This window comes from Exiguobacterium sp. SL-10 (assembly GCF_004337025.1).
Classification (GTDB): domain Bacteria; phylum Bacillota; class Bacilli; order Exiguobacteriales; family Exiguobacteriaceae; genus Exiguobacterium.
In genome coordinates, this window is the sequence record NZ_SJUP01000011.1 from 80438 (window position 1) to 99246 (window position 18809).

The following is an 18809-nucleotide window of genomic DNA, read 5'->3' on the forward strand; positions in this document are numbered from 1 at the left end:
TATGTATCAAGAAGATTTTAAATCAGGTTTTGTGTCCATCATCGGTCGTCCGAACGTCGGGAAATCGACGTTCTTGAATCGTGTCATCGGACAAAAGATTGCCATCATGTCAGACAAGCCGCAGACGACGCGCAACAAGGTCCAAGGTGTGTATACGACTGATGATTCACAAATCATCTTTATCGACACGCCGGGGATTCATAAGCCGAAACACCGTCTCGGCGATTTCATGATGAAAGTCGCGACGAACGCACTCCGTGAAGTTGACGCGATCCTCTTCATGGTTAACGTTACGGAACCCCGCGGCGCCGGCGATGAGTTCATCATTGAGAAGTTGAAAGGGCTCGATACGCCAATCATTCTCGTCATGAACAAAATCGACTTGATTCATCCGGACGAGATTCCGGCTGTGATCGAACAGTACACGAAACAACTCGATTTCGCGGCATACGTCCCGATTTCGGCACTTCAAGGCAATAATGTCGAGCCACTCCTTAAAGAAATTAAACAATTGCTTCCGGAAGGACCGATGTACTATCCGGCCGATCAAGTGACCGATCACCCGGAACGTTTCATCATCTCTGAATTGATTCGGGAGAAAGTGCTCCATAAGACGCGCGATGAAGTGCCACACTCGATCGCCGTCGCCATCGAGTCAATCAAGAAACGAGAGAACTCGGAAATGATTGATGTCGAGGCTGTGATCATGGTCGAACGTGATTCACAAAAAGGGATTGTGATCGGCAAGAAAGGTGCGATGCTCCGCGAGATTGGGACCGAGGCACGTCATGATATCGAGGCGCTCCTCGGGACGAAAGTGTATTTGAACCTATGGGTGAAAGTGCAAAAAGACTGGCGGAACAAGATGGGTCAACTTCGTGACCTCGGTTTCCGCGACGACGAGTATTAAGCCATGTTGCAGAAGGTCACGGGAATCGTCATTCGGACGGTCAATTACGGGGAGTCGAACAAAGTCGTCACGTTGTTCACCGAAGAACTCGGAAAAGTCGCCGTCATGGCGCGTGGGGCGAAAAAGCCGGGCAGCCGCCTACATGCTTCGAGCCAGCCGTTCGTCGAGGCGGTCTATATTTTCCCGGCGAGCCGTGGCCTCGGTCAACTGAAGTCGTCGGATGTGATTACGTCCTATCCTGAAATTCGGAAAGACGTCGAACGCATGGCGTATGCCATGTATTGGCTCGAACTCGTTGACCGCACCGTCGAGGATCGCATGCCGAACCGGCCGCTCTATCGGATTTTAAATGATGCCTTACAGGCGCTCAACGCAGGAATGGACCCCGATGTGATCACACACTACTTTGAACTGCGGATTTTACACCTGCTCGGTGTCGCTCCCGTCTTGACGGGGTGCATCCGTTGCAACGACGTGACCGACCCGATGTACTTTTCGGTGTCGGCCGGCGGCTTCCTGTGCTCGCGTCACCATGAAGAAGGGTCGGCCCGTATGAGCGAACGTCTGGCGAAACTGCTCTATTTGATGAGCCGGCACGAACTGTCCGAATTTAGTAACGTCCCGCTCACGAAAGAGACGCGCATATTGCTCAGACAGGTGTTCGATGCTTATATGGAATCGTACAGCGGCTTGCGGCTGAAGACGAAACGTGTCCTCGACCAAATGCAGCGACTTTACTTGAACGAGGATTGACTTTTTCGACAAGATTCGATACCATAATCTACGATTAGACAAATGAAATAGCGTGCGCAATGAAGGAAACGAGTAACTTTTACGCCATGGGTACAGCGAGTTCGGGAAGGTGGAAGCCGAACGCCAGGTGAAAGTGAATGGCAATTCCGGAGCGCCCACAATCCAAAGAGTGGCCTCATCTCGAGGCAAGTAGGGTGGAACCGCGGGTAATCCCGTCCCTATGTGCATGGCACATAGGGGCGTTTTTTGTCGTTTCAATACTTTTGGAGGTGTCACATATGAAGCACATGACCGTGCAAGAAATTATTTTGACGTTGCAAAACTTTTGGGCGTCGAAAGGCTGCTTGACGATGCAAGCGTATGACGTGGAGAAAGGGGCCGGTACGATGAACCCGATGACGTTCTTACGGAGTCTCGGACCAGAGCCATGGAACGTCTGTTACACAGAGCCGTCACGTCGTCCGGCGGATGGCCGGTACGGTGAAAACCCGAACCGTCTCTATCAGCATCATCAGTTCCAAGTCATCATGAAGCCATCACCGAGCAATATCCAAGAGCTTTACTTAGAAAGTTTAGAGTTGATCGGGATCAACCCGCTCGAACACGACATCCGTTTCGTCGAAGACAACTGGGAAAACCCGACGTTCGGTGCGGCCGGTCTTGGCTGGGAAGTATGGTTGAACGGGATGGAAATCACCCAGTTCACGTATTTCCAACAAGTCGGCGGGATCGAGTGTGACCCGATCGCCGTCGAGATCACGTACGGTCTCGAACGTCTCGCCTCATACATCCAAGAAGTCGAGAGCGTGTTCGACCTCGTCTGGACTGACGGATTCAAGTATGGCGATATCTTCTATCAGCCGGAATTCGAACATTCTAAATATACGTTCGAGCTCTCGGACGTCGACATGCTGTTCACGTTGTTCGATACGTATGAAAAAGAAGCGAAGCGTGCCCTCGACGAAAACCTCGTCTTCCCGGCGTATGACTATATCCTTAAATGTTCGCATACGTTCAACCTTCTCGATGCGAAAGGCGCCATCTCGGTGACGGAACGGACTGGTTTCATTCAACGCGTTCGCAACATGTCCCGTGCGTGTGCTGCCAAATTTATCGAAGAGCGGGAACGTCTCGGTTTCCCACTTTTGAATCAACAGAAAGCAGGTGCCCTTGATGCGTGATCTTTTACTAGAAATCGGACTTGAAGAATTACCAGCGCAATACGTCCTTCGTTCAGAGAAACAATTGGCAGAGCGTGTGACCGCCTTCTTGACGGACGCCCGTGTCCAGTTCGGGACAGTGACCGTCTACTCAACACCGCGCCGTCTCGCCGTTCTTGTCAAAGATGTCGAAGAGAAGCAACAAGACTTGACGGAGACGCTTCGCGGACCGGCGAAAAAAATCGCTCAAGACGCTGAAGGAAACTGGTCGAAAGCAGCCGCCGGCTTTGCCCGTGGCCGCGGCCTCTCGGTCGACGACTTGTACTTCGCGGAAGAAAAAGGTGTCGAGTACGTGTTCGCAGACCGTCATGAATCAGGTCAACCGACGAGTACGTTGCTCCCGGCACTTGAAGATGTTGTCCGCGGGATGACATTCCCCAAAAACATGAAGTGGGGCACGAGCAGCCTGCGTTACATGCGTCCGATTCGCTGGCTCGTCGCGTTGTTCGGTTCAGAGCAAGTCGACTTCGAGATCGAAGGCGTGAAGACGGGGAATGTGACACGTGGTCACCGTTTCTTGAGTAAGGGTGACGTCGTCATCACAGAAGCAACCGCCTACGCCGAGACGCTCGAACGCGAATTTGTCGTCGCCTCGTACGAAGACCGGAAAGGGCGCATCGAACATCAAATCGCGGAATTGGTTTCGGAACAAGGCTGGACGGTCCCGCTCGACGCCTCGTTGCTCGAAGAAGTGACGAACCTCGTCGAATGGCCGACAGCACTGTTCGGGGAATTCGAGGCGAGCTATCTCGACCTTCCAGAAGAAGTGTTGATCACGACGATGAAAGAGCATCAGCGTTATTTCCCGGTCTATATCGGTGAAACGCTTAAAAACTATTTCGTGACGGTACGTAACGGGAATGCCGAACACCTTCAAAACGTGGCTAAAGGGAACGAAAAGGTCATCCGGGCCCGCTTGGCAGACGCTGTCTTCTTTTATGAGGAAGATCAAAAGACGAAGATTGACGACCAGCTCGTCCGGCTCGATCGCATCGTGTTCCACGAGAAGTTAGGAACAACCGGGGATAAGGTCCGTCGCGTCGAACAGCTCGCGGGTACGCTTGCGCCATTGTTCAATGCGGATGCAGCCAAAGTGGCGCGTGCCGGTGCCATCCATAAGTTCGACCTCGTCAGTCAAATGGTGTACGAGTTCACAGAACTTCAAGGCGTAATGGGTGAGAAGTATGCGCTCCAACAAGGTGAAGACAAGGAAGTCGCTGCGGCGATCCGTGAGCACTATATGCCGCGCTTTGCTGGTGACGCCTCGCCGGCGACGCCGACGGGTGCGGTGCTCGCACTCGCTGATAAGTTGGATTCGATTGCTGCGTTCTTCGGAATCGGCATGATTCCGAGCGGTTCACAAGACCCGTTTGCGCTTCGTCGTCAAGCCCAAGGTGTCGTCCAAATTCTTGCAGACTGGAAGATTGTGCTCCCGCTCGACAACTTACTGTCACAAGTTGTCGATTCGCAACTTCAGGCAGGACTTTATGATGCCGATAAAGAACAAGTCAAAGCGCAACTGAAAGACTTCTTCATGCTTCGCCTGAAGTATCGTCTTCAAGAGCGACAAGTCCGTTATGACGTCATCGACGCCGTGTTGACGACGGAACTCGCCATCGATCGGCTCGATGCTCGGGCGGATGCGGTTCAAGCGATGCTCACGAATGATGCGAAACTACTCATCGAGCAGTTGACGCGTGTCGTCAATATCGCCAAGAAAGGCGAGGCCGGAGCTGTTGATTCGACTTTGTTCGAAAACACAGAAGAGAAAGAGCTCCATGCCGCCATCGAAACGACGTTGCCGGAGACGGAGCGAGCGGTTGAGTCAGGGGATTACCATCAAGCGATCGCGTCATTACGTGTACTTGAACAACCGATTAGCGCCTATTTTGAAAATACAATGGTCATGAGCGACGTTGAAGCGATTCGCGAGAACCGTCTGCGCGAGATGAAACGACTTGCCACGACAATCGAGAGCGTCGCTGACTTTAGCGCGCTCGTACTCTGACCAAACTTGAGGGGGTTGGCTATGCAGCTGAATGAACGCCAACAGAAAATCGTTGAGATCGTCAGGGTCAACGGACCGATTACGGGTGAGCAGATTGCGCAAGAACTGTCGCTCACTCGTGCCACGCTCCGCCCGGATCTTGCCATCTTGACAATGACTGGAATACTAGAAGCCCGGCCACGTGTCGGCTATACGTTCGTCGGCAAACGAAACTCATCCTTACTTCGGGAAAAACTGGATTCATTGACGGTCGGTGACTTCATGTCATCCGCGAAAGTCGTCAGTGATGAGATGACGGTGTATGATGCCGTCGTGACCTTGTTTTTAGAAGATGTCGGTTCGCTTTTCGTCGTCGGCAAGGATAACGAACTCGTCGGTGTCTTGTCCCGTAAGGATTTACTTCGCGCCGCCATCGGCAATCAAGACCTTGATCAATTGCCGGTCAACGTCATCATGACGCGAATGCCGAACATCACGGTGTGCGAAAAGAGTGAGACGTTGATTCGAGCTGGTATGAAGTTGATTGAGAAACAAATCGATGCCATGCCGGTCGTCGAAGAGAAAGACGGCAAGCTGATTGTACTCGGTCGCATGACGAAGACGAACATGACAAAAGTATTGATCGCACTCGCCAACGATGAGTCGTTCTGAGGAGGAATCTGGTTTGACACTGACACAAAAACAACTCGTATTTGTCGTGAGCGATTCGGTCGGTGAGACGTGTGAGCTCGTCGTCCGGGCTGCGAGCATCCAATTCCACGAAAATGCGATCGATACGCTTAGAATCCCGTTCGTGGAAGATGAGCAGACGATTCACGATGTCGTGACGCAAGCCCGTGCTCAAGGTGCCGTCATCGCCTTTACGTTGGTCAACGAAGAGCATCGGGCCCTCCTCGTCCAGCTTGGACGGGAGCAAGGTGTGAAGACGGTCGATTTACTCGGAGATTTACTCGATGTCCTCGCCGGTCAACTCGGAGAAAGTCCGCGCGAGAAACCGGGACTCATCTATCGTCTGGATGAAGATTATTTCCGAAAAATCGAAGCGATGGAGTTCGCGGTCAAGTATGATGACGGACGTGACCCGCGTGGTTTGAAAAAAGCTGACATCGTCCTCGTCGGTGTATCACGGACGTCGAAGACACCACTCTCTCAATATTTGGCGTTGAAGCGTTACAAAGTCGCCAACGTCCCGCTCGTGCCGGAATCACGCCCACCGGAAGAACTGTTCGATTTGCCGCCTGACAAGTGCGTCGGATTGATTATCTCGCCGGATAAGTTGATTTCGATTCGGATGGAGCGGTTAAAGTCACTCGGATTGAAGCCTGAGGCCGACTACGCTCAACTCGAACGCATCAACCGCGAACTCGAATATGCCCGTGGGATCTACGAACGAATCGGTTGCGAGGTCATCGACGTCACGAACAAGGCTGTCGAAGAGACGGCGGGTATCATTTTACGGATGCTCGAGCAATCAAAAGACGACTGAGTACTCGGATTAGTAATCGCCTTGCGTTAACGGTATAATAGAGTACTGACATTACAGTGAAACGGAACGTGGTGAGCGTTCCGTTTCGTTGCGAGTTTGGATAGGGAGTGGTCGAGTTGCCGCGGATACCGGATGAAGTCATTGCGGAAGTGAAACAAGCCACAGATATCGTTGATTTAATCAGTGAACGAGTTGAATTGAAGAAGCAAGGCCATCGCCTCGTCGGTCTCTGTCCGTTCCACTCGGAGAACAGCCCATCGTTCTCCGTGTCCCCAGAAAAAGGGATGTACCATTGTTTTGGATGCGGAGCCGGCGGGAACGTATTTACGTTCGTCATGGAGACGGAAGGTTTGTCGTTCCCTGAGACGATTGAGCGTCTCGCCACACGGGCGAACATCGCCATCGAGGGTGGTGTGTCTGGCGACGAGGAGTTGTCACGGGACCAAGTCATTCGTAAACAGATGCGCGACGCCCACCGTGTCGTGGCGGACTTGTACCATGAAGTATTGATGAAGACCGAAGCGGGCGAAGTCGGATTGACGTATTTGCAAGCGCGCGGTTTACAGGAGACGACAATCGGTCACTATAAGATCGGTTATGCGCCCGATCATCGTCGGTTTACCGTTGATTCCTTGGAACGAAGAGGGTTCGACCTCGAAGTCATGGTGGAGGCGGGATTGATTTCTAAGTCAAGAGCCGGTGAATATTATGACCGGTTTGAAGGCAGAGTCGTCTTTCCGATTGCGGATCGAGACGGCACCATCGTCGGATTTAGCGGACGGGCGATTGATGAGCGACAGCCAAAGTACGTCAACACAGCGGATACACCCTTGTTTAATAAGAGCGAGCTCTTATTCGGTTTTTCACAGGCACGGGCCACGATGCGAAAGCAGAAACGGGTCGTGCTCGTGGAAGGGAACGTCGATGTTCTACAAGTCGCCCAGGCCGGGACGAAGGAAGTTGTCGCCTCGCTAGGGACGGCGTTTTCGACGCAACATGCCCGTGCATTGGCACGCATGGTCGAAGAAGTCATCATCTGTTATGACGGGGATACGGCCGGGCAGGAAGCGACGATGAAAGTCGTCCGCTTGCTCGAAGGCTACCCGCTCGATGTCCAAGTGCTGATGTTACCTGAGAAAACCGACCCGGACGATTATATTCGGACGAACGGGGCGGAACAGTGGCAGAAACTCGTCGAATCGGAACGTTTATCCGTCCTTGATTTCATGAACCGGACGCTACGGCGCGGGAAAAACATGAATCGAGAAGGAGAACGGATTCGATTTATTGAATCTATGCTTGTGGAAATCAGTAAAACGGACAATTCGATTCGCCGTGATTTATATGTGAAGAAGCTGGCCGATGAATTTGAAATCCCTGTCGAGACGTTGTTGTCACGGATGCCCTCGACAGGACCGAAAGTAGTCACAGCTCAACGAGTGCCGGAAGCTGAACCGGTTCGGCGGCGTTCTTCGAAGGCCAATGAACCGCGTTACGTCAAGGCCGAAAAACTATTGTTAAGAGCTATGCTGAGCGGTCCGGAGCGGGTGCGGTTCGTCCGGGATCGGCTCGGTTTGGCCTATCAGGACGAAGTGCATCGTATGTTAGCGACGGCGCTCTATGAGATTGTCTCCGAGGACATGACGCAAGAGGAGTTCGAACAAGTCGCCCCACCGTTCATGGAACGTTACTGTGACCAACGTCCGGACTATGCGAATCGGTATGCCGAGATTCGACTCATGTCCGCACCGGACGAACTGACCGAAGAGGTTTTAGATGAGTATATTAAGGTCATAAACAGTTATGAGGAACAGCGTCAAATCGAACGGGCGAAAAGGGAAATCGGACAAGATGCCGAAAGTATAATAGACCAGGCATCCAAGTTACAAGAATTGATTACCCGGAGTCGTCGTCTTCGTGAACGATGAACGTGAAGGAAGTTTGGAAGGAGTTGAACTGCTAGATGGCAGAGAAGAAAAAAGAGGATTTATTTAACGCCATAGACGAACTTGAGAAATTAGGTAAGAAAAAAGGCGTCGTATCCATGCAAGCGATTCAAGACCGCCTCAGCCATTTCGAGGTAGACTCAGACTTTATTGATAACTTTATTGAGGATTTAGAAGGTAAAGATATCCGTGTCACAGAGGATGCGGCCGATGCCGAAGAGACACCAACTAAAAAAGAGGACGAAGAAGTCGATTTGAACGACTTGTCCGTCCCACCAGGTATTAAAATCAACGACCCGGTCCGGATGTACTTGAAAGAGATCGGCCGTGTCGATCTTCTCAGTGCAAAAGACGAGACCGAGCTCGCGAAACGGATTGAGCAAGGGGACGAAGAGGCGAAAAAACGTCTTGCTGAAGCCAACCTCCGTCTCGTCGTCTCGATCGCGAAACGTTATGTCGGCCGTGGTATGCTTTTCCTTGACTTGATTCAGGAAGGAAACATGGGACTGATCAAAGCAGTCGAGAAGTTCGACTACATGAAAGGGTTCAAGTTCTCGACGTACGCCACGTGGTGGATTCGTCAAGCAATCACCCGTGCCATCGCCGACCAAGCCCGGACGATTCGGATTCCGGTCCATATGGTCGAGACCATCAACAAGTTGATTCGTGTCCAACGTCAATTGTTGCAAGACCTCGGGCGCGAACCGTCGCCCGAAGAGATTGCCAAAGAGATGGAACTCACGCCTGAGAAAGTACGTGAAATCTTGAAAATCGCCCAAGAACCGGTGTCGCTTGAGACACCAATCGGGGAAGAGGATGATTCACACCTCGGCGATTTCATCGAAGATCAAGATGCGATGGCACCACAAGATGCTGCCGCTTACGAGCTTCTCAAAGAACAGCTCGAAGACGTACTCGACACACTCACTGATCGTGAAGAGAACGTGCTCCGTCTTCGTTTCGGTCTCGATGACGGACGGACGCGCACACTCGAAGAGGTTGGGAAAGTATTCGGTGTTACCCGTGAACGGATTCGTCAAATCGAGGCGAAAGCGCTTCGGAAACTCCGTCACCCGAGCCGTTCGAAACGCTTGAAAGACTTCCTTGATTGATTGTGTTTTTGAATAAAATGTGAAGTTTTAGAAGAAAGGAAGGAAAATGAGTGATTTTCCTTCCTTCTTTATTATTTTTTGAGTAAAATAGTGATGGGTAGAAATTTGGAATGAACATGAGGGGGAAATACAATGCGTAATCCATTGTTACCGTTTGCAGCGATCGCAATCGTCGCAATCATTGCCATGGTCTCATTATCGTATTTTGGCGTGAACCAAGCGCAACAGGCTGCTGAAGGTCCGGCGGTCACCGAGATGAACCCGGAAGACTTGTACGCGGCGAAAGGCTGCACAGGTTGCCACGGTGGAAATCTTGAAGGCGGTGTTGGTCCTGCATTGACAGGCGTCGGCGAACGTTTATCAGCGGAAGAAATCACAAACATCATCGTCAACGGTAAAGGTTCAATGCCAGCCGGTCTCGCGACTGCTGAAGAAGCAGACGTACTCGCGACTTGGTTGCTCGAACAATAAGGGTGAAACGTACTCCTTCTGGGGTACGTTTTTTATTGTCCTGGCTATAAATATTCGTTACCCTAATAGTGAAGAAGTAGAAAAGGAGTTGTCCCTATGCAAGAACAAGTGACGTTAGACCGCCGACTGAAACAAGTCGTCGATTTCATCCCGAAAGGTAGCGTAGTGGCAGACATCGGATCCGATCACGCTTATGTGCCGTGCTATCTCGTACAACAAGGAATCGTCGATCGCGCCATCGCCGGCGAAGTGAACCGCGGACCGATGGAAGCGGCCAAGGCTCAAGTCGAGCTGATTGGGGCGACCGAAAATATCGACGTCCGTCTTGGTGATGGGCTCGCCGTTCTCGAAGAAGATGAGGCGACGTGCATTTCAATCTGTGGGATGGGCGGAAGTTTGATTCGTTCCATCTTAGAGAGCGGACGTAACAAATTAGGGGCAGTCGAGCGACTCGTGCTCCAGCCGAACGTGGATGGTCAGCATGTCCGCGAATGGTTGCTCGACGCAGGGTTCGTCCTAGTCGCTGAATCGATTGTCGAGGAGAACGATAAAGTATATGAGATTCTCGTCGGAGAGCGTGGTACGGAAACCTGCTACAGCATGGATGAGCCAGAACGAGTATGGCAGCTCATGTTCGGACCGTATTTGCTCAAGACGCGTCCAGAGGCGTTCAAGTTGAAATGGGGCCGAGAGGCGGACAAGCTCGATTACGTGCTCGGTCAGATGGCCGCCGGTGCCCAAACCGAGGCGCTCATCCGCAAACAGGAGGAGTTCAAGACGTTGCGCGACAAAATGAGAGAGGTGAGCAACTAATGGCGAACGGAAACCATGTCATTCAATTGTTTGAAGAGTTTGCCCCGAAACATCTTGCGGTCGAAGGCGATAAGATCGGTCTTCAGATCGGGACGTTGAACAAACCGGTACATCGGGTCATGGTGACGCTCGACGTGCTCGAATCGGTCGTCGACGAGGCGATCGAGCGGGACGTCGATTTGATCATCGCCCACCACCCTCCCATCTTTAACGCGCTCGCGCAAGTGAACGACCGCAGTGCCGCTGGCCGAATCGTCATGAAATGTATCCGGCATGACATCGCCGTCTATGTCGCCCATACGAACCTTGACGTCTGTCAGGGCGGGGTCAACGATTGGATGAGTCAGGCGCTTGGGTTAGTCGACCCGACAGTGCTCATCCCGACGTATGAAGAGCCGGTGTATAAACTGTCTGTCTTCGTCCCGAGGACCCATCGGACCGTCGTCTCGGAAGCACTCGGCCGGGCCGGCGCCGGACGGCTCGGGGATTATGGGGATTGTCAGTTCACCGTCTCAGGAGAAGGGCAATTCACGCCGCTTGCCGGGTCTGACCCATACCTCGGTCAGCACGGTAAGACGGAACGGGTCGAGGAAGTGAAAATCGAGACGATCGTCATGGAGAGCCAAAAGAAACGCGTGCTCAAGGCGATGACGGACGCCCATCCATACGAAGAAGTCGCCTACGATTTGATTCATGACGACATCGAGGGACGAGTGTTCGGTCTCGGTCGCATCGGCCGTCTCGAGGTGCCACTCACACTCGCGGCGTTCTCAGAACACGTCAAGGCAAGCTTTGCCGTCGAGGCCGTCCGGGTCGTCGGCGATCCGAACCAAATGATTGAGAAAGTGGCCGTCCTCGGCGGGGACGGGAATAAATATGTATCAGCTGTCCACTTCAAGGGCGCCGATGTCTATGTGACGGGCGACTTGTATTTCCATGTGGCCCACGACGCGATGGCGCTCGGACTTTCTGTCATCGACCCAGGTCACCACGTGGAGAGCGTGATGAAGCAAGGCGTCGTCGATGTGATGCGTGAGAAGTGTGACCGGGCGAAGCTTGATGTCGAATTGTTCGTGTCGGAAGCTGACACGAACCCATTCCGTTTCTATTGATTAAACGAAAACCCCCGCCTTCATGAGAGAGGACGGGGGTTCATGTCATTTACGGAGCGCCTTCACTTTCGGCAGAATGCTGCGAAGCTCAAGATATGGCGTCTTATCGTGCGTGCTCAAATCGAGCGGGTCATATTGTGTCAAGAAGTCGATGACTTTCTTTGTGATTGGCGTTGGCGTTGACGCACCGGACGTGACGGCGACCGTTTCAACGTCTTTAAGCCAAGCGAGATCGAGCTCACTCAAGTCACCGATGCGATAGGCGTTCGTCCCGGCAATCTCTTTAGAGACTTGGGCCAAACGGTTCGAGTTGTTTGACTTTGGGTCACCTACAACGATCAATAGTTCACAGTCACCAGCTTGTTCAGCGACAGCTTCTTGCCGAACTTGGGTCGCGTTACAGATTTCATTATGCACTTCGACGTGAGGATAACGCTCTTGAATCATTTCAATCAAGGCAGAGACGTCCCATTGGCTCATCGTCGTCTGGTTCGTGACGAGAATTTTTGTCTCATACAGATGGGCTGGGAGCGCTTCAAAATCACGCTCATATTGGACGAGATGGACTTTTCCAGGAGAGACACCCATCGCACCTTCCGGTTCTGGGTGACCGTGTTTCCCGATATAAATGACTTCATAACCGTCAGCCGTCTTTTCGCGAATCAAGTCGTGTGTGACCAAAACATCTGGGCACGAGGCGTCGACAATCGTCAAGCCTTTCTCGATGGCGCGTTTACGCACGAGCGGTGAGATGCCGTGGGCGGTAAAGACGACCGTTCCACGATCGATTGTCTCAAGAGCTTTCATTCGATCCTCGCCGTCGACTGTCTTGACGCCGAGATCTTCAAACGCTTGCGTGACATGACGGTTATGAACGATCATGCCGAGTATATGGATAGGACGCGGTAAATCTGGGTTGGCCACGGCTTCATTGGCGAGCTTCATGGCATCGACGACGCCGTAGCAATATCCGCGCGGACTAATTTTTTTAACTTTCATTTTGTAAGAAACGCCCCTTTCGCGATGCTTTCATACGTATTAGTCTAACATTGTTTCGAAAATACGAAAAGAATTGCGTGTATTCATGCTATAATTTTAAGGTTAGAAAGGAGGGACATCGTGGATCGCCTCAGAACATTGCTTGAAGTTCGTAAATCGTACTTCTTTCAGATTACTTTCATTATCTTCATTATATTAGGACTTGTCATCTCTTCATTAGCCTTTTCTGCCGACCGCGTGACGGTGTCCCGTGCGGAAGATTTGGCGAAAGAACAATTCGACTACGCGATTGACGGGAGTATTGAAAACCTGGAGACGCGGCTCGGTAAATTATACGAAGACTTGGTCTACCTCGGTGCTTACGTCGGGAATGAGCCATATATCGAAGAGCGGATTCGCAGCGGGTATTTGAACCAGCGGACGAGCTTCACATCGATTTTTTACTATGATTTAGAAGATGATGGATTCACATGGTACTCACAGCGCCAAGTACCAGCAGCGACACTCAAGAGCGATCCAAAATTTAAAGAAGTGCTAACCGGTGGCAGGAGCGACTTGTTTATGAGTCATCCAATCTCAATCTCAGGTGATATCGGGACGTATTTATACGTGCCGGTGCTAGAAGAAAACCGGATGATCGGGATGTTCGGCGGCAGTATCAGCGTGCTCAACTCAGATGTATATCGTCGAATGCTCGAATCGGCGAATGATGATATGATTCTTTACTTGTTGAATGAACGGGGCGATGTATTGTCGACATCGTTCAATCTCGTCACGGACGCAGAACGACGCTTGTCACGGTCTATTATCGAAGCGACGGACAACTACGATGTACGTACAGTGTTCAGTACGAAAGACGATGTCCTCATGTATGAGCCGGATGCTCGTGTCAACGGATGGAGCGTCCTCGCGAAGCATAGTACCGATTCCGTCTACGAAGCCGTGTATGCGACGCGTTGGCAATATTTGATGATCACGCTCGTCACATTCTTTTTGAGTATACTAGTCGGCCTGCTGTTGTCGAAGACGCTGACGAGCCCGCTACTTGAACTCGTTCATAGCATTAAGCAACAACAGTCGCTTGAACCGATTCAACTCGAACGGACCGGTTCAAAAGAAGTCGAGACGTTGCTCGATACGTACAACGATTACTCGCGCCGTATGGAGACGGTCCGACGCGAACAGCTCAGTCAGCAGCAACTGTTGCTCCAACACGAGAAACTCGCTTCGCTCGGACAGCTCGCTGCCGGGATTGCCCATGAGATTCGAAATCCGCTCACCCCGGTTCAAATCACGCTGCAGATGGTGAAAGAAGGCCATAGCAGCAGTGACATGCTCGATCTCGCGCTCTCAGAGCTCGACCGGGCCAATCATTTGATCACGACGATGCTCACGCTCGCGAAGCCCGACCAGGCGAAGTTACAAGAAGAGTGGCTCGACATGTCCGAGTTTGCGAAACGCCTCGAATTCCTGCTCGATGCCGAATGTTATAAGCGGGTCACGAACTGGGAATTGAATGTACCGAACGACATGCCGCCGTTTTATTGTTCGAACGACATGCTCGTCCAAATCATCTATAACTTGTTTAAAAACGCGGTCGAGGCCGTCGATGCGAAAGGTGTCGACGGGAGTGTAACCGTCACGATTCAATTTACGGAGCGAGACTATCGCTTCTTGATTGAAGACAATGGGGTTGGAATGACAGACGCCCAAGTCAAGTCGGTCGGATCCGCGTTTTATACAACGAAAGAGAACGGCAATGGCTTAGGGCTCTATATGATTCGGGAATATTTGAAAGCCGTGAACGGCCACATGGAAATTGAAAGTGTTGAAGGAGAAGGTACGGCCATGATGATTAAAATCCCAAGGCGGTCGCATCCATGACGAAAGGGTTCAAACATTACTGGCTTTGGCTGCCAATCGTCTGGGCGCTGTCGATTCTATTGATCACATCCATTCAATTACCGGAACGGACGAGAGATAACAATGAGGTCGGTTTCGTGTTCGTCAGTGAAAAACATGAGCATGCCAATAAACTGTTGGCCGCGTTCGTTCGGACAGCGAATCAAAAAGGGTTCATCCCTGTCCCGACGTCGAGTGAGGATTCCCGTGTCCTCGAGAAAGAAAAATTAGATGCGTTGATTGACCGCGGGGTCGAAGCAATTTTCGTGACGACGCTTGATGAATCGTTTATCCGCTCATCACTCGAACGGGCCGAACGGGAAGGGATCCCGATCATCGCCATCGACCGGATGATCGACCATGAGAGCGTCGTGACATCGGTCATGTCCGATAACGTCGAGATCGGTCGGATGGCAGCGAACCATATCGCAGCCCAACACGCCGGCCTCGAACGGCCGATTCGTGTCGTCGAAGTGAGAGGGACCGCCAAAGTTCGCTCGACGATTGACCGGAGTCTCGGGTTGACGGAATATGATAAAGCCCATGACAACCTGCAAGTCGTCGCTTCGATTACCGGTAATTACGATACGTTCCAAGCCGAAATCGAGATGTCACGTTGGCTCGATGCGGAGATTCCGTTCGATGCCGTCTTTTCCCACAATGATGACAATACGTTCGGTGTCGTACGCGCCCTTGAAAGCCATGGTCTTAGCGACAAAACGCTCGTATCGGTCGATGGTGTGACAGGCATTTATCCGCTCATCGATAGTGGGAAAGTGGATGCGACCGTTGTCCAATCACCAAACGAGATGATCGAGGTCGGATTCAAGGCGCTCGAACATCATTTGAACGGCAAGAAAATTGCGTCACACTACTATTCTTCGAGCTATTTGTACGAAGGGCTCACAAAAGATTAATTGACAAATGATTAGATTCCGCTATGCTAGGAAAAGTGGAAAGAAACAGGAGGTGTATCGATTGAACAGCTTCCAACAGTTCAAATTGTTACCGTTTATCGTCGATGCCTTGACAGAAAAGCGCATCACAGTACCGACGGACATTCAGGCCCGGATTATTCCGGCTGCGATGAATGGCCGCGATATCATTGGGAAATCACAAACCGGGACGGGGAAGACGCTTGCGTTCCTCTTACCTATTTTAGAAGCGATCGATCCGAAAGAAGAATCGGTCCAAGCCATCGTCGTCGCACCGACGCGCGAACTCGCTTGGCAGATTCACGAAGAGTTGAAAACACTCCTCGTCAAACAGCCGGACTACATTAAAACAAGTCTGATTGTCGGAGGAACTGACCGGGAACGACAAATCGACAAGATGAAAAACCCACCACAACTGATCATCGGGACACCGGGTCGTCTACTCGACTTGATGAAAGTCCAAGCGTTATTCCCGCACAAAGTCACACACTTCGTCGTCGACGAAGCCGACCAAATGCTCGACATGGGTTTCTTGCCTGAAGTCGACCGCATCGCACAGGCATTGCCAGAGAAACTTCAAACAATGGTCTTTTCAGCGACAATCCCTGAGAAGTTACAGCCGTTCTTGAAGAAATATTTGCATGACCCGCGCTACGCGGAAGCGAGTGAAGAGCACCGTGTCGTACCAAAAATCAAACACCACGTCATCCCGGTCCGTCACCGTGACCGTAAAGCATTGACGGTCGACATCGCAAAAGCGATCAACCCGTTCGTCTGTCTCGTGTTCACGAACACGAAACAAGATGCGGATGAGTTGGAGACGTCGTTCCGCGAGGCTGGACTTAACGTCGGCACGCTTCATGGCGACATGCAGGCCCGTCGTCGGAAGCAAGCGATTAAAGACATCAACGACGCGAAATATCAGTTCGTGATTGCCACCGACTTGGCGGCGCGCGGCATCGATATTAAAGGTGTGTCGCACATCATCAACTTCGGGATTCCGAAAGACCTCGACTTCTATACGCACCGTGTCGGCCGTACTGGCCGCGCTGGGGAGACTGGTGAAGCGTACACGTTGTATGAAGATCACGAGAACGGTCCAATCAATCGACTCGAAGAGCGTGGCTTCACGTTCAAACATGTCGATTTGAAAAACGGATCGCTTCAAGAGATCAAGACACGCAAACGCCGCACAACCGACCGGAAGATGAAAGTTTCGCAAACGGCGCACAGCCGGATGGCGGGCGAAATCAAGAAGGCGAAGAAAAAGGTCAAACCTGGTTACAAGAAGAAGTTCAAGTATAAATTGAAAGAGACGGCCTCACGTGAGCATATGCAGAGCCAACGTAAGGAACGTCGCGAAGTTCGTAAAAAGAACCGACGCTAAATAAAAGAAGAATCGACTTCGTGGAGTCGATTCTTCTTTTTGTGTACACTAAGGACAGATGAGAATGAAGGAGAAATGACTATGTTAAAAATTGGTTCCCACGTTTCTGTATCCGGTAAGAAGATGTTGCTCGCAGGCAGTGAAGAAGCTGTCTCATACGGCGCCAACACGATGATGGTGTATACGGGTGCGCCTCAAAACACGCGGCGCAAACCGATCGAGGATTTGAACATTGAGGCGGCGCTTGTCCACATGGCAGCGCACGACATCGACGAGATCGTCGTCCATGCCCCGTATATCATCAACTTAGGAAACACGACGAAACTGGAGACGTTCGAACTCGCCGTCTCGTTTTTGGCTGCCGAGATTAAACGGGCCGAGGCGCTGCAAGTCGCACGTCACGTCGTCCTTCATCCCGGCGCGCATGTCGGAGCAGGTGAAGACGTTGGACTCGCTCGCATCATCGAAGGCTTAAATGAAGTGCTCACGGGTGACGAAACCGTCAAAATCGCACTCGAGACGATGGCCGGAAAAGGCAGCGAGCTCGGAAAGACGTTCGAAGAACTCGCAACCATTATCGACGGGGTGACACATAATGACAGGTTGTCGGTCTGCTTCGACACGTGTCACGTCCATGACGCAGGCTACGACCTCGTCGGCGATTTGGATGGTGTCATCGAGCAGTTCGACCAAATCGTCGGACTGGACCGTCTCGGTGTCATCCACGTCAACGACTCGAAGAACGTGCGCGGTGCGAAGAAAGACCGTCACGAGAATATCGGCTACGGGGAAATCGGCTTCGACACGTTGAACCGGATCATCCACCATGAGGCGTTCACCCACTTGCCGAAGATTTTAGAGACGCCATATATCCCGATCAGTGAGAAGACGAAAGTCGCACCGTACAAGCAAGAGATCGAGATGTTCCGGGCGAACCGATTCGATGCCGAATGGCGTGAACAGTTCATGCTCGCGCACCAGTGACATGAGCATCATCCGAATCAATCCGAACGACTACGACGTCTGGTCCGCGCTTCCGACATATTATCAAGAAATGAGCCCTTTTTACGTGGAAGGTCGGCACGATGAGGGGACAGCTTGGATAGAAATCACTGGATACGGGATCGTGGCCGAAGTCGAAGTGATGCTCGTTGAGATGACCGAGCGCCCGGCTGACCGTTATTGGCGAACGGAAGCGGGACCAGTGGTGAAGGCGTATAGCCTCGTCGATGTGATCGGCCTTGATTTCCATCATCCGTTGCTTCAATCAGGTATGTATGAGGAAGATACGGACGCCGTCATCCGTACCAAATGGGAGCAAGGTTACCGGGTGCCCTCGCGTAAATGGACGAGAGAAACGTTTGCGACCCATCTCGCCGAAGAGCAAGCGACGAATCGGCTTGCCCCGACGACCGTCTGTATGGATTGTCGAGATGATTTAAGCCGCTACGGTCAAATCGGGGTTCGTCTGATGGAGTATCATCTCGAGGCAGGGAGCGGTACGTGGCTCTGCCCGACGTGTCATAAAGCGAGACATTACAATCTATAGAAAAAAAGAAGCCCGAGGGCTTCTCAGATTGTTGACTAACAGAATGTTTTCGCTCATCCTCTTGGCGCCTCCGCTTTCCTAGGGGCGAGCAGGGAGCCGCATCGCGACGTTGTCGCTGCTGGGTCTCCCTCCGCTCGCTGATCCCTCAGGAGTCTCCGGCGCCGTCGGATGAGCGCCGTGAGAGGCCGCCCCTGGGTGGCCTCTCG

General features: G+C 51.9%; 17 protein-coding genes. 16 read left to right on the plus strand and 1 reads right to left on the minus strand.

All coding sequences use genetic code 11. The features are described 5' to 3' along the window. The first annotated feature begins 1 nt into the window (after position 1). The 11 genes from era (at position 2) to EVJ33_RS12165 (ending at position 11831) form a co-directional block, all read left to right on the plus strand. On the plus strand, positions 2–910 hold the full coding sequence (gene era, locus EVJ33_RS12115; RefSeq protein ID WP_131437467.1) for a GTPase Era: 909 nt from the start codon (positions 2–4) through the stop codon (positions 908–910). A 3-nt stretch (positions 911–913) separates the two neighbouring features. Further along, on the plus strand, positions 914–1663 hold the full coding sequence (gene recO / locus EVJ33_RS12120; protein ID WP_131437469.1) for a DNA repair protein RecO: 750 nt from the start codon (positions 914–916) through the stop codon (positions 1661–1663). A 287-nt stretch (positions 1664–1950) separates the two neighbouring features. Beyond that, positions 1951–2844, plus strand: a complete 894-nt coding sequence (glyQ, locus tag EVJ33_RS12125) for a glycine--tRNA ligase subunit alpha (RefSeq protein WP_370447070.1) — start codon at positions 1951–1953, stop codon at positions 2842–2844. Continuing rightward, positions 2837–4891 carry a glycine--tRNA ligase subunit beta gene (glyS, locus tag EVJ33_RS12130; RefSeq protein WP_131437471.1) on the plus strand — a complete coding sequence of 685 codons (2055 nt, stop codon included), beginning with the start codon at positions 2837–2839 and terminating at the stop codon, positions 4889–4891. Before glyQ ends, glyS begins: the two co-directional genes overlap by 8 nt. A gap of 21 nt (positions 4892–4912) precedes the next feature. Beyond that, positions 4913–5542 carry a transcriptional regulator CcpN gene (gene ccpN, locus EVJ33_RS12135; protein WP_034778102.1) on the plus strand — a complete coding sequence of 210 codons (630 nt, stop codon included), beginning with the start codon at positions 4913–4915 and terminating at the stop codon, positions 5540–5542. Beyond that, on the plus strand, positions 5529–6377 hold the full coding sequence (locus tag EVJ33_RS12140; protein WP_131437473.1) for a pyruvate, water dikinase regulatory protein: 849 nt from the start codon (positions 5529–5531) through the stop codon (positions 6375–6377). Before ccpN ends, EVJ33_RS12140 begins: the two co-directional genes overlap by 14 nt. A gap of 107 nt (positions 6378–6484) precedes the next feature. Then, positions 6485–8305, plus strand: a complete 1821-nt coding sequence (gene dnaG, locus EVJ33_RS12145; protein ID WP_236634613.1) for a DNA primase — start codon at positions 6485–6487, stop codon at positions 8303–8305. A gap of 35 nt (positions 8306–8340) precedes the next feature. Continuing rightward, positions 8341–9435, plus strand: coding sequence for an RNA polymerase sigma factor RpoD (gene rpoD / locus EVJ33_RS12150; protein WP_114166127.1), 1095 nt, complete (start codon positions 8341–8343; stop codon positions 9433–9435). A 132-nt stretch (positions 9436–9567) separates the two neighbouring features. Further along, entirely contained in the window at positions 9568–9906 is a 339-nt protein-coding gene (cccA, locus tag EVJ33_RS12155) for a cytochrome c550 (protein ID WP_131437476.1), read from the plus strand. Between the two features lie 96 nt (positions 9907–10002). After that, the gene (locus tag EVJ33_RS12160; RefSeq protein ID WP_131437477.1) at positions 10003–10719 is read left to right on the plus strand and encodes a tRNA (adenine(22)-N(1))-methyltransferase; all 717 of its coding nucleotides are present in this window, start codon (positions 10003–10005) and stop codon (positions 10717–10719) included. Beyond that, positions 10719–11831 carry a Nif3-like dinuclear metal center hexameric protein gene (locus EVJ33_RS12165; RefSeq protein WP_131437479.1) on the plus strand — a complete coding sequence of 371 codons (1113 nt, stop codon included), beginning with the start codon at positions 10719–10721 and terminating at the stop codon, positions 11829–11831. Before EVJ33_RS12160 ends, EVJ33_RS12165 begins: the two co-directional genes overlap by 1 nt. Before the next feature lie 45 nt (positions 11832–11876). On the opposite strand, the gene EVJ33_RS12170 is transcribed toward EVJ33_RS12165, so the two are convergent. Next, positions 11877–12830: a 4-hydroxy-3-methylbut-2-enyl diphosphate reductase gene (locus tag EVJ33_RS12170; protein ID WP_131437481.1), complete on the minus strand. Its 954-nt coding sequence runs from the start codon at positions 12828–12830 to the stop codon at positions 11877–11879. 120 nt (positions 12831–12950) lie between these two features. On the opposite strand from EVJ33_RS12170, the gene EVJ33_RS12175 reads away from it, so the two are divergent. The 5 genes from EVJ33_RS12175 to EVJ33_RS12195 all read left to right on the plus strand — a co-directional run bounded on the left by EVJ33_RS12175 (position 12951) and on the right by EVJ33_RS12195 (position 18603). Continuing rightward, the gene (locus EVJ33_RS12175; RefSeq protein WP_131437483.1) at positions 12951–14714 is read left to right on the plus strand and encodes a sensor histidine kinase; all 1764 of its coding nucleotides are present in this window, start codon (positions 12951–12953) and stop codon (positions 14712–14714) included. Beyond that, a complete protein-coding gene (locus EVJ33_RS12180; RefSeq protein WP_131437485.1) occupies positions 14711–15649 on the plus strand; it encodes a sugar ABC transporter substrate-binding protein in 939 nt (312 codons plus the stop codon). Before EVJ33_RS12175 ends, EVJ33_RS12180 begins: the two co-directional genes overlap by 4 nt. Positions 15650–15701: 52 nt before the next feature. Then, positions 15702–17054, plus strand: coding sequence for a DEAD/DEAH box helicase (locus EVJ33_RS12185; protein ID WP_330857571.1), 1353 nt, complete (start codon positions 15702–15704; stop codon positions 17052–17054). Positions 17055–17135: 81 nt separating this feature from the next. Next, positions 17136–18038, plus strand: a complete 903-nt coding sequence (locus tag EVJ33_RS12190) for a deoxyribonuclease IV (protein ID WP_131437489.1) — start codon at positions 17136–17138, stop codon at positions 18036–18038. Then, positions 18010–18603 carry a hypothetical protein gene (locus EVJ33_RS12195; protein WP_236634614.1) on the plus strand — a complete coding sequence of 198 codons (594 nt, stop codon included), beginning with the start codon at positions 18010–18012 and terminating at the stop codon, positions 18601–18603. The genes EVJ33_RS12190 and EVJ33_RS12195 overlap by 29 nt, the downstream gene beginning before the upstream one ends. Positions 18604–18809 lie beyond the last annotated feature (206 nt).